We start from the raw sequence: 12600 nt of genomic DNA on the forward strand, positions 1-12600 counted from the left end.
CAATCTTTTCTGGGCTACAAGGTACAAAGAATAGACAATTAAGCTCTTAAGGGCTTTTCTAACAGTAATAAATTAAGGATTAAAGTGCACAATCAAAGCTATTAAAAGAATTTATAAAGACCAATTTTGACTCTGCTTTTGTAGTTCAAGCAAATGACTATACATCCCGGACTGTTTAGATAATTCAGTTGGACTTCCCTGCTCAACAATTTGACCTTCAGCAAGTACGATAATCTGATCAGCACTTTCAATTGTTCTTAAACGATGTGCAACTACAAGCACAGTTTTGTTCTTAATTAATTCGGCAAGTGCAGTCTGAACTTTAGTTTCATTTTCAGCATCAAGTGAAGCGGTGGCTTCGTCCAACAATACAACTGGCGCATCTTTTAAAAATGCTCTCGCTATTGAAATCCGCTGTCTTTCACCTCCAGATAAAGTTGAGCCATTTTCTCCAATTATAGTCTGGTAACCCTCCGGTAGCCTACTAATAAAGTCATCACAATTAGCAATTTTAGCAGCTGCTATTACTTCTTCATTAGTAGCAGCAGAATTTCCCAATCTGATATTTTCTAAAATAGTATCATTAAATAAAGTTACATCCTGAAAAACAATTGTATAATTTGCTAATAAAGCTTCAGGGTCTAAATGAGCTATATTCTCTCCCCCTAATAAAATCTTACCCTGATCTGGGTCCCAGAAGCGCGCAACAAGCTTGGCCATTGTACTCTTCCCACTTCCAGATGGGCCAATTAAGGCAGTCACTTCACCCTGTCTAGCTGTAAAAGAAACATCTTTTAAAACTGGCTGTTCAGACTGATAAGCAAAAGTTAAATTTTCAACTTTAATCTCATAATCAGCTAATTGATAATCTTTTTTTCCAGTTTGAACCGGCTGCTTCTCCAGCTCCTGCATCCGCTGAATTGGTATTTCAACATTAAAAATTTCGGCAATATTAGTCAAATTAGCAGCAAGCGGATCATATAAGCGAGCTGCAGTAATTAGAAAAATAAGATAAGTTAATAAATCTACCTGGTTACTAATAAGTAATCTGCTTCCTACCAAGATAACAGTAGCCAATCCTAATCTTAATATAGCCTGAGAGCCAGTTACAAAAGCTCCCATTGTTAATTCTGACTTAATTTGTGCCTGTTCTGCTGCAGCCAATTTTTGGTCTAGATCTGCTAAATAATCAGCAGACAACGAATATGATTTTATATCCTGAATATTTTCCAGTCCTTCCTGAATTTTTTCTGCACAAATTCTTTTTTGCTGATAATGTTTTAATTCAGAGCTTTTTTGTAATTTTTTAGAAGCAAAAATCATTAGAAAAGCAATCGGAACAACCCAGAGTACTGATAAACCTAACTGCCAATTCATAATTAAAAGTGCAATTATTATAATTAAAGTAGAAATCAGTGAACCTAAAAATTGCGGAATTGCATGAGAAAAAGCGTGCTCTATAGTTGTACAATCTCCCATAATAGTATTGGTTAAGTCAGATAAATCCCGACTACCAAAAAAAGCCAGAGGCAGCTGTCTTAGTTTTTCAGCTAATTTAATTCTAATATTGGCACTTTCCTGATAGGTAGTTAAATAAACACAAGAATATTGCAGATAATGGACAAAATAAATGATTCCTCCAGCTAAAATAACTAATAAACTATATTTTAATAAAACAGGCGAATTACTTTTATCAGTCAGTAAAGGTTCTAATAAACGGCTTAATAATAAAATCGAAATACCTACTGGTAGCATTAAAGTTAAATTAATCAATGCACTGTAAATACTACCTTTAAGTAGCCCCTTCGCTCCTTGCTGACTTAAAGCAAACTTATTTTGCAGATAATTAAGCATATTTTTTCTCCTCTCCAACTTGCCAGGCAATCGATGTCTGATACTCCTGCCACATAGTTTTATAAATACCATCTTTTTGTAATAATTCATTATGAGTTCCTTGTTCAACAAGCTGACCTGCCTGAATAACTAAGATTGAATCTACATTTTTAATTGAAGATAAACGATGGGCAATCATTAAAACAGTCTTATCTTTAACTAAAGCTTCAAAAGCCTGCTGAATCTGATATTCATTTTCTGGATCGGCAAAAGCAGTTGCTTCATCCAGGATAACAATGGGAGCATCTTTCAAGATGGCCCGGGCCAGAGTAATCCGCTGCTGTTCACCGCCAGAAAGATAAACACCAGCTGTTCCTAATATAGTATCTAGTCCAGCGGGCATTTTAGCAATAATATCACTGCACTGAGCAAGCTGAATAGCTCGTTTGATTTCTTTATGAGTAGCTGTTGGTTTACCCATAGTTATATTTTCTTTAATACTACCTTTAAACAGCTTATTATCTTGAAACACAAAAGCAATCTTACTCATTAAGTCTTCTTCAGCAAATGATTTAACATTAATTCCACCAATTTTAATCTGTCCGGAATCTACATCCCAGAATCTAGGAATTAAACTTGCTAAAGTACTTTTTCCTCCTCCCGAAGGTCCAACTAAAGCAAAAGTTTTACCAGCCGGAATGTTAAAACTTAATTTATTAATCACAGGTTTACTAGAATTTGGATATGAAAAAATAACATTTTCAAATTTAATATCATTTCGATTAGTTTGCTTTTTAGTCTTTTCTTCTAGTAAAGTATTAGTCTGCATAAGGTTTTCAATCCTATTAATTGCTTCCCGGGCCACCATAATATTTTCACTGGCAGACATTATTTTAGTCATCATAGTTACACATATTGGAGCAAATAAAAGATAAAAGATTAAATCAAGCAAAAAAGATTGATAATTAGAAGTATTAAGTATTAAAAGCAAACCAACTGGAATTAATAATAAAGAAGGTGCATTAATGGCCAGTGAAAAGTTAAGCATAGGTATCCGACAGCTTAAAGCAAATTCAGAAGCAAAATCTTGATAACGCTTAATTGAATTATGAAGATCTTTAAAAGAGTAAACATTCTGTTGAAAAACCTTTACAATCGGAATTCCTCTTACATATTCAACTGCAGCTGAATTTAAATCTTCAAGTGCATCAAGATATTTATTCATAAATTCAGCAGTATTCTCAGCCATCATCTGTTTTAAAAATAACAGGCTAACAACAAGTGGAATTAAACATACCATCCCTAAACGCCAATCAACTAAAAAAAGCACTGCTACAATTGCCAGCGGCATAATAACTGCTCCGGCAAAATCTGATAACTGATGTGCCAGAAAACCATGAGTTAAGCTGGAATTATCGTCAATTATTTTACGAAGTTTACCACTATTATTTTGTTTAAAAAAACTAAGTGGTAAACTAATTAGCTTATGCATTGCTTGCTGACGCATATTCTTTTCAACTCTAAAAGCAGCTAAATGAGAGCTTAGTAAAGAAATATAATAAAAAATTATACTCAAAACAGCTGATCCCATTGCTAACCAGCCGTATTTTAAAGTCCCTGCTGCCTGAGTTAAATTTGGTAAAACAGCAAAGATATCTCTAATTGCAAACCAGATTGCGATAAACGGAAAAAGCGATAAAATAGAACTAAGTGCTGAAAAAAAGCAGGCTATTATAATTAAGTATTTATAATTACCGGCAAATTTAAGCAGTTTTGCCAAAGTAGATTTTGCTTGTGAATACATTTCTCCACCATCCTTATAAAATTTGAGTTAATCTAATAATTGAGTTATTTAACTATTTTAACTAAGCTGCAGCTAGATAATTATGATAGTTAAGTTATAAATATGTAAATGTATTATAAGTGATAATGATTATCATTTTCTACTCCAAAACAATAAAAAATGCTCCAAAAACTAAAAGCAGTTGCTACCTTTAGTCTTAATAGAGCATTTCAAAATAATATTTTAGCTTAATCAGCAATAATCTAATTATTATTTAGCAATCAATATTTAATTCAAAACCAATTTACGATATTTTAAAGGTGTAAGCTGATAATATTTTTTAAATAAACTGGCAAATTTACTGGGATTATGATAGCCAACTTGATGGGTAATCTCTAAGATAGACTTATCTGTATTTTTTAATAAATATTCTGCTTCTTTTACTCTAACCTGCTGCACATATTTATAAACTGTATCACCAGTTATTTGCTTAAAATTTTTCTGTAGAATATAATTGCTAACTTTTAGACTAGCTGCTAAATCATCAACTGAAGGCACATTCTCTAGATCAGCCTTAATTATTGCTTTAGCTTTAGCAACTTGTTTATAGTCTACCTCTTCAGTTTTATTGGCTTTCAATCTTAACTTTTCTTGCAAAAAATCAGTTATAAATTCAATTGTCTTTACTTTAAGTCGTAAATAATCGAGCATATTTTTAACAGAAATTTTATCAATTTCTTCAGCTAGCTGCTGTAATTGATAAGTTGATTTATTAATTAATAAGATATCATTAGTGAAAATTTCTGCCATATTTTGCTGCCATTCGTTAACTAACTGCTGGCTCCAGCTTTGATTAATATTCTCCTTAAGCAAAGCAAAATTTAAATGGATTGAAATTGCTTTTAAATTATTATACTCAAATTTAAAAGAATTAACTTTATTAAGCATTTTATAAATAAAGCTATCCCCTGCTTTAAGTTTATATTGTTTTGAGCCAGGAGAAGTAGAAATAATGAGTTCACCACTATAGCAGTAACCAAGTTCCAAAATTCCTTGAGTAAGTTTTTTATTATTAAAATTGAATTCAATTCCATCAGCTTCACTGCGAGCAAGATCAATTCCCTCCTCGATCTGCATCATAGTAAAATTACCCTTACCAAATGCTTCTGGAAGTGAATATTTTTTGCCTAATAATTCTTCTGATGTCTGGCAGTTATATTTTTCTTGAATAAATTTATAATAGCTTTCAGTTATACTGTTTTCCATTTATATCTCCCCGTTTAGATTAATAACCTGTCACCATATCAGCAGAATAAAGAACCATAGCTGTTACTGGTGGAACGACAACTTCATTAGCCTGAAAAAATCTAATTGGCTCTGCCCCAGCCTGCTTATCATCAACTACTATAGCCCAGGTTCTTTCTTCTGCTAAATAAAATTGTTTCCACTCTCGAGATGGATTTAACAAAACATGAATTTTTTCCCAGGCATCACCATTAGCGTAATTATAAATTCCATAACCAACAGTAGCTAAGGGTGAATTGATAAACTTAATATTGGCTTTTATCTGCTCAGCTGTTTTCATGCGAAAAGCTGGATGATGACTACGTAAATTGATTAAGCCCTTTACATAATTAAAGTGGTCATAAAAAGTTGTTTTCCTTTTCCATTTTAAAGCATTAATCTCAGGACCTGAGTTAAAACTATTTTTATCACCAAATTTTGTTCTTAAAAATTCTGTTCCAGCCAGGAGAAAAGGAACTCCCTGTGAAGTTAACAAAATAACCATAGCTAGCTTCTGCATCTTTTTTCTTAAATCCTCATCAGCACCGGGACAGGACCGAGCTAACTTATCCCAGAGAGTGAGATTATCATGTGCTTCTACATAATTAATACTTTCAGCTGGCTGAACAGTAAAACCAGCCAGGCGTCGTTCCTGCAAGCCAAGCCCAGCAATTATATTTTCATCAATTTGCTGTTCTAGTCCAATCTTACCCTGGATAAACCCACGTCCTGTCCCATCATTATCGCCTTTAAGTGCATTACGAAAATTATCATTAAAAACTCCAATTCCAGTTCCTTTTTGATCTCCCTTCTGAATCTGCTGATGCCGATATAACTGAGGATTAAGTGCAGACCATGGTTCACCATATAAAAGAACTGAAGGATTTTGCTGCCGCAATTTTTCTTCAGCTAGCAATAAAGTTTTCCGATCAATAGCAGCCATTAAATCAAAACGAAAACCATCTATATGATATTCTCTGCTCCAATAAAGTAATGAATCAATAATAAATTTACGCAGCATTGGCTTTTCAGTTGCTAATTCATTACCACAACCAGAAGCATTAGCAAACTTACCATCTTCGGTAAAACGATAAAAGTAATCTGGATATAATTTTTGAAAAGGAGAATTTTGGGTATGGTAGGTGTGGTTATAAACAACATCCATTACCACTCCTATTCCATAACTATGCAGTGTTTTAACCATTTTTTTAAATTCATAAATTCGGCTTTCATTAGCTGGATTTGAAGAATAAGACCCTTCAGGTACCATATAATAGAGGGGATCATAGCCCCAATTATAATCTGCAGCATCACGATCATTAACTGAAGCAAAATCAAAAACTGGTAATAAATGAACATGAGTAATACCTAGTTCTTTTAGATGAGCAAGCCCAGTCAGCATTCCTTCTTTATTGACAGTATGTCTTTCTGTAAAAGCATTATATTTTCCTTTATGTCGCATACCACTTTCTGGTGATATAGAAAAGTCTTTAACATGTAATTCATAAATAACTGCATCAACTGGATTATTTAATTCAACTTTTTGGTCAGTTGTCCAGCTGGGAGGATAAATTTCACCTGGATCAATTATATAACCATATTCGCTATCTGTTCCAACAGCTCTGGCCCAGGGATCAACAAAATCTATTTCATAATTTGAAAATTGCAGCCGCAGACGATAATACTTACCAATTATACTTAACGGTAATTTAACCAACCAGGTATCAGCAGCTGCCCTTGTCATTTTATATTCAGATAATTTTTTAGCCCCTCCTGGATCAGCATAAATTTCCAGCCAGGCTTTTTGAGCTGGCGGAGACCAGATACGATAATTGACTCCACTCTCATAAAAAGTAAATCCCAGATCATGACCAGCATAAACTGATTCGGTTGTTTTAAAAGGAGCATTTTTAGTTAACATAAAATAATCATCTCCAGAAATTTATTCTGCTAAGATTAATTGGTTATTATCTAATTCTTTATTAAGCTTACTATTCCTGCTCCAGAGTAGGATTTAATTAGCTTAAAAAACAGGTTATTTTATTTCTATGTAGAACTATATAAAATGTAAGTAAACTTATAATAACTAAACTAATTATTACCAACTAATAATTAAATCTAGTATGTTTAAAGTTTAGCTATAATTTTCTTACTCTAAAACCTTAATAATTTTTACATTTTTGCAAAAGTATCGCCATAATTTAATTAGCTTTACTAATTAAATCAAAGGAGGCTTTTATTAATGAAAAATATTAAGCGACTTGCCGTTCTCTACCCTCAGAATAAGTTTAAGCAAAGCAAAACAGAAAATAATGAAAATCAAGATAAATCAATGGTTTTCCTGGAAAATTTAAGTAAAAGTTTAATTAAGTATGATCTAAAAATTGATCTGATAACTAGAGATCACAGTTTTCAGTCTGGGGCTGCTCCCAAAAAATTTGTCAGCAATTATCCCGATTCTTTAAGGCTAAGGCAGATAAAACTACCTTTTGCGGGAGATAATTATTTAACTGAAAAAAATCTCTGGCCTCATCTTAAAGAATATGCTGCTGCTATTGCAGAATTTTATGATGAAGAAGGTGAATTTCCTGATCTCTTCTTAACTTACTCAGCTGCAGCAGGATTAGCAGGGGTGCTGTTAAGGGAAAAGCTAGCAATTTCATTCTGCTTTTTAGCTTTAACTCCAGCTGACAATAAATTGGCTGAATTAGAATTAAATAATAAAAATTGTCAGCAGATAAGCCAAAATAGTAAATTAGCTAAAAAAATAATTGCTAAAAGGTTGGCTTTAAATTACAGCAGTCAAGTAATTAGTTTAAACAAAGAACAGCTTAATTCTTACCAACATGAATGTTATCAGGATGTAATCAAGAATAATAAACTATTTAATTTACAGCTTACTCCCCCAGAAATAACTTCGGGTAATTTAACTGATTCAAAAGCTAAATTGCTTATTACAGCTTTAACAGATGGACTAAATCATCCCCTGAATCCAACTGTAAATTTATCAATTCCTGATTATTATTTATTACCTGATAGTGATAATGAGCATCAGTTAAAAGAAACATTTAGAACTCTGCTGCTTAAAAAATAGACATTTTTTTAAAATTTGATATAATTAATTTAAAGAAGTTGCTAAAATTTGTATCCAGAGTAAATAACCAGACATAAGTAACTAAAATTATAATAAGGAGTGGTTTTAATGAATAATCAGAAGCCCCATACAGCCTATTTTTGTATGGAATATGGATTAAATGAGAAGCTGAGAATTTATGCAGGTGGGCTCGGAATTCTAGCCGGGGATATTCTCAAAGCAGCCAAAGAATATTCTTATCCCGTAACTGGTATTGGTTTACTCTGGCGGAGAGGATACTCCAAACAGGTTATCAATACAGAAGGCAGACCTGAAAGCCAACATCCGGTTAATGAAGATATTTACCAACATGCAGTTGATACGGGTGAAACTATAAAAGTTATTATTCAAAATCAAGAAGTAAAACTAAAAATTTGGAAAGTGGATAAATTTGCTAATGCAACTCTATATCTACTAGATGCTAATTTAGCTGAAAATGGTGAGCTTAAAACAATTACTGATGGTCTTTATGACGGTTTTAATGAAAAAAGAATTGCTCAAGAAATTGTTCTTGGAATTGGTGGAGTGAAGGCAATTCGTAAATTAGGACTTAAAATTGATATCTATCATTTTAATGAAGGTCATGCTGCTTTAGCTGGGACAGAATTAATTAAAGAAAAAATGACAGCAGGCAGTAATTTTGAAACAGCCTGGGAAAAAGTTAAAGAAAATATTGTTTTTACAACCCATACACCAGTCAAAGAAGGTAATGAATCCCATAGTCTAGATAGTCTGGAAAAGATGAGTGCTTTTAATGGTTTAAGCAGAGAACAAATGGAAGCTATTGGTGACAGTCCTTTTAGTATGACTGTAGCCGGGCTACGACTGGCTAGAATATCAAATGGAGTTGCTAAATTGCACGGTCAGACAGCTCGTGAAATGTGGAGCAGTGTCAAGGGGAAATCTCCTATTATTTCAATTACTAATGGGGTTCATCGAGGTACCTGGGTGGATGAAAGAATTAAATCAAATCAAAATGACAAATCAGCAATCTATGCCGCTCACCAAGAAATGAAAAAAGAATTAGTCAATTATATAGCAGAAAAAAATGGAGCTCAATTAAATCCGGAAAAACTAATTATTGGTTTTGCTAGAAGAGCAACAGCTTATAAGCGACCTAATTTAATCTTCCAGAAAAGTGATATTATCGATTCTTATCTCGCCTCTGGAGAAATTCAGCTCGTTTTTTCTGGTAAAGCACATCCTACAGACGATAACGGCAAAAATATAGTTGCTGATCTGGTTGCTAAAGCAAAACAATTTCCCAATAGTGTAGTCTTTCTGGCAGATTATAATATGGAAATTGCCCGTTATATGACCAGAGGAGTTGATATCTGGTTAAATAATCCACGTAAACCACTGGAAGCCAGTGGAACATCAGGCATGAAAGCTGCTATGAATGGTGGCTTAAATTTAAGTATACTCGATGGCTGGTGGGTGGAAGGTTGTGAACATGGTATTAATGGCTGGCAGTTTGGTGATGGCTACGTTGGCGAAGGTCAGGATGAAAGTGATCTTTATGCTCTTTATCGGGTTCTATTTAATGAAGTAGTACCCACTTTCTATGGTAATCAAGACCGCTGGCAGGATATGATGCTGGAAAGTATTAAAACAACAGCTGAAAGATTTTCTGCTCATAGAATGTTAAGCCGCTATTATGATGAAATGTATAATAAAAGTTAAAAAAAATTCAAAAAACCGGCTTCCCTTATCAAGGAGGCCGGCTTTTTTATTAATTTTTAATCAACATTGCTGCTTCTAAATCATGCCGCTGTTCTTTATCTAAAAGATACTCAACTACAGTTAAAGCAAACTCAAAAGAAACTCCTGGACCGCGACCTGTAATCAAATTACCATCCACAACAACACGATCTTCCTGATAATTAGCAGAAGGCATCTGTTCACCAAAGCCTGGATAACTAGTAGCCTGCTTGCCTTCTAAAACTCCAGCTGCTTCTAAAACTATTGGGGCTGCACAAATTGCAGCACAAAGCCCACCATTTTCAGCTATTGTTCGAATAACAGACAGCAATTTACTGCTATCACGTAAGTTATTGGCTCCCGGAACTCCTCCCGGTAAAACTACAGCCGAAAAATCAGCAGCATCAACTTCGCTTAATTTAGTATCTGTCTCAAGTCTAATCCCATGATCACCAGTAATTACTTTATCTCCTACTCCAGCTGTAACTACCTTTAAACCAGCTCTTCTGAAAATATCAATATTAGCAACAGCTTCTGTTTCTTCAAAACCTGCTGCTATTGGAATCAAAATAGTATCCATAGTTTAACTCCTCCTTCATAAATAATTTCTGATAAGTAAATTTTATTAAATTAATCTAAATTAAATTTAAAACATTTTTTAATCCTCTGCAGTAGAATTAGAATTTGAATTGCTGCTCAAAGTAATTTTATCTTTTAATTGAGCTGGCAGTGACTTTAAGTGATAATCTCGCTGTGGAAAAGGAATTTCAATTTGATTTTCTTTAAAATTATCCCAAATTGAAAATAAAACTTCACTGCGGATATTTTTAATTCCATTCCGCGGATCATTAATCCAGAATCGCAGTTCAAAATTAACTGCACTATCTCCAAAATCAGTTAGTAAACAAGCTGGCTCAGGATTATCTAGAATTCGTGTTTTATCTTCAACAGCCTGCATGATTAGTTTTTGAACCTGTCTTAAATCACTATTATAAGCAACACCTACCTGGGCATCTACTCTGACAAGCTCATCACTATATGACCAATTAATTACTTCCTTAGTAATAAAATATTCATTTGGAATAAGATACTCTTTACCAGATCTAGTTACAATAGAGACAAAACGAGTATCTAATTTTTTAACCCAGCCATAAACTCCTGCAATTTCAACAACATCCCCAGGTTTAATCGATTTATCTGCTAAAATTATTACCCCACTAATAAAATTTGAAACTATCTTCTGCAGACCAAAACCCAAACCAACTCCAATTGCACCACCAAGAAAAGCAAAAGCACTTAAGTCAATTCCAACTGAACTTAAAGTAAATAATGCTGCTGAAATAAAAAATAATATTTTAGTTATTTTGGTCAGTAAAACTTTAACTGAAGGGGTTAAGTTTTCACTATTATCAATTCTAGCAGTCACAAGCCGGCTTAATTTGCCAGCTAGCCAGAATAAAATACTAAAAATAATGACAGTTTTACTGATTAACAAAAGAGAAATTCTTAATTTTCCACTCTGAAAAGCCAGACTATCAAGAAAATTAATGGTAGCCTGATAAATCCCCAAAATTCGTAAAGCAGCAATTACCCAAATTAAGGCGGATAAAAATCTAAACATACGATTACGGGGAAAAAATAAAGCAATTACTTTGACAACAAGCCAGGCAGTAACCAGATTACCAAAAATACTAATAATTACATTGGGTAAATTAAAAGTGACAGCCAAAATATGATAAAAAGCAATCAAAATTATTAATAATAAAGGAAATAACAGCTGATCAAGAATTCTTTTTCGTTTTAAGAAATTAATAGATTTTATTTTTTCAAGTAAAGAATCCAAATTTTTGTAAAGAAATTTACTTAAAAAATAAGCTGCCGCTCCCATTAAAATAAAAATAATTATTTCAATTAGGTTTGTCAGTACAAGCAGCTGATTATTTATTATATCTAAAAAAATCTGATAGTACTCTGCCAGACTAATTGATTCAAACATAACTCCACCTCAGTCTAATATTTTAAACAATTAAATTTAATTATCTTTAATATAATTATAGTACTTTGAGTTTTTTTTGCAAATTATTAAATCTAAATATACTTTTCTATTATTATATTTATCTAGGAAATTATTTTAGCTAATTCAATTTCATTTTTTTGCTATTTTTTCAAATATAAATTAAGGGCTGTTCGCAAAGCAGCAGCATTAGTAAATTGAATGGCTTTAATTCCCACTTCTTCTGCTGCAGCAATATTTTGCGCTGAATCATCTATAAAAATACATTCAGCTGGATTTAAATTATAAGTAGCAAGTAAATATTGATAAATTTCCAATTCAGGTTTAATTGAATTTATTTCTGCTGAAATAACTATGCCATCAAAATTAGTAAAAAAATCATGCTTCTCTTTAAGATAGTGATAAGCTTTCAAATGAAAATTAGAAATTACAAAAAGCTGATAATCAGCTGCTAATTCTTCAACTAAATTAAGTGTGTCTGTTTTAATAGTCAAAATTGATTCCCAATTATCCATAACCTGTTCAATATCAGCTTTTAGGTCAGGATTACGCTGCTTCCAGATTCTAATTGCTTCTGGCTCAGTAATTGTACCGCGATCAAGCAGCAGCCATTCTTTAGTTTTAAATACTGCAGATAATAACTTTTGCCGCTGCTCCTCAGTATAACCTAAGTCAATCAAATACTGGTCTGGATTATATTCTAACAGAACTCTCCCTAAATCAAATATTATGTTTTTAATCACTAAACTCACCTCAATTTTTATTTTATTAACTCGAAAACATTAGATTTATTTAATAGTTATTCTAAGTTTAACTACTTACTTAATAAAATTCTAGTTTAAATAAAATTAT

The 12600-nt window shown here is 32.7% G+C and carries 9 protein-coding genes; 2 read left to right on the forward strand and 7 right to left on the reverse strand.

What is annotated here, in order from left to right:
- Positions 1-111 precede the first annotated feature (111 nt).
- The 4 genes from BMZ74_RS03895 to pulA form a co-directional block, all read right to left on the reverse strand.
- On the reverse strand, positions 112-1854 hold the full coding sequence (locus tag BMZ74_RS03895; RefSeq protein ID WP_089859996.1) for an ABC transporter ATP-binding protein: 1743 nt from the start codon (positions 1852-1854) through the stop codon (positions 112-114).
- Entirely contained in the window at positions 1847-3637 is a 1791-nt protein-coding gene (locus BMZ74_RS03900; protein WP_089859999.1) for an ABC transporter ATP-binding protein, read from the reverse strand. Before BMZ74_RS03900 ends, BMZ74_RS03895 begins: the two co-directional genes overlap by 8 nt.
- A 267-nt stretch (positions 3638-3904) precedes the next feature.
- The gene (locus tag BMZ74_RS03905) at positions 3905-4882 is read right to left on the reverse strand and encodes a helix-turn-helix domain-containing protein (RefSeq protein WP_089860002.1); all 978 of its coding nucleotides are present in this window, start codon (positions 4880-4882) and stop codon (positions 3905-3907) included.
- Positions 4883-4901: 19 nt separating this feature from the next.
- Entirely contained in the window at positions 4902-6821 is a 1920-nt protein-coding gene (pulA, locus tag BMZ74_RS03910; protein ID WP_089860005.1) for a type I pullulanase, read from the reverse strand.
- Positions 6822-7142: 321 nt separating this feature from the next.
- On the opposite strand from pulA, the gene BMZ74_RS03915 reads away from it, so the two are divergent.
- A complete protein-coding gene (locus BMZ74_RS03915) occupies positions 7143-7994 on the forward strand; it encodes a glycosyltransferase family protein (protein ID WP_089860008.1) in 852 nt (283 codons plus the stop codon).
- A 108-nt stretch (positions 7995-8102) separates the two neighbouring features.
- The gene (glgP, locus tag BMZ74_RS03920) at positions 8103-9716 is read left to right on the forward strand and encodes an alpha-glucan family phosphorylase (RefSeq protein ID WP_089860011.1); all 1614 of its coding nucleotides are present in this window, start codon (positions 8103-8105) and stop codon (positions 9714-9716) included.
- A gap of 49 nt (positions 9717-9765) precedes the next feature.
- On the opposite strand, the gene BMZ74_RS03925 is transcribed toward glgP, so the two are convergent.
- From BMZ74_RS03925 to BMZ74_RS03935, 3 genes are all read right to left on the reverse strand, one after another.
- Positions 9766-10314, reverse strand: a complete 549-nt coding sequence (locus tag BMZ74_RS03925) for a DJ-1 family glyoxalase III (protein ID WP_089860013.1) — start codon at positions 10312-10314, stop codon at positions 9766-9768.
- 78 nt (positions 10315-10392) lie between these two features.
- Positions 10393-11730 (reverse strand): mechanosensitive ion channel family protein, encoded by a 1338-nt coding sequence (locus tag BMZ74_RS03930; RefSeq protein WP_089860016.1) that lies wholly within the window; start codon positions 11728-11730, stop codon positions 10393-10395.
- 161 nt (positions 11731-11891) lie between these two features.
- Entirely contained in the window at positions 11892-12491 is a 600-nt protein-coding gene (locus BMZ74_RS03935) for an HAD family hydrolase (protein ID WP_089860019.1), read from the reverse strand.
- Positions 12492-12600: the final 109 nt, after the last annotated feature.

The sequence above is a fragment of the Halanaerobium salsuginis genome, assembly GCF_900114545.1.
GTDB classification, from domain to species: domain Bacteria; phylum Bacillota; class Halanaerobiia; order Halanaerobiales; family Halanaerobiaceae; genus Halanaerobium; species Halanaerobium salsuginis.

Excerpts from the sequence above, each read along its gene's own strand:
- BMZ74_RS03895 (WP_089859996.1), bottom strand. The coding sequence starts at position 1,854 with ATGCTTAATTATCTGCAAAATAAGTTTGCTTTAAGTCAGCAAGGAGCG.
- BMZ74_RS03900 (WP_089859999.1), bottom strand. The coding sequence starts at position 3,637 with ATGTATTCACAAGCAAAATCTACTTTGGCAAAACTGCTTAAATTTGCC.
- BMZ74_RS03905 (WP_089860002.1), bottom strand. The coding sequence starts at position 4,882 with ATGGAAAACAGTATAACTGAAAGCTATTATAAATTTATTCAAGAAAAA.
- pulA (WP_089860005.1), bottom strand. The coding sequence starts at position 6,821 with ATGTTAACTAAAAATGCTCCTTTTAAAACAACCGAATCAGTTTATGCT.
- BMZ74_RS03915 (WP_089860008.1), top strand. The coding sequence starts at position 7,143 with ATGAAAAATATTAAGCGACTTGCCGTTCTCTACCCTCAGAATAAGTTT.
- glgP (WP_089860011.1), top strand. The coding sequence starts at position 8,103 with ATGAATAATCAGAAGCCCCATACAGCCTATTTTTGTATGGAATATGGA.
- BMZ74_RS03925 (WP_089860013.1), bottom strand. The coding sequence starts at position 10,314 with ATGGATACTATTTTGATTCCAATAGCAGCAGGTTTTGAAGAAACAGAA.
- BMZ74_RS03930 (WP_089860016.1), bottom strand. The coding sequence starts at position 11,730 with ATGTTTGAATCAATTAGTCTGGCAGAGTACTATCAGATTTTTTTAGAT.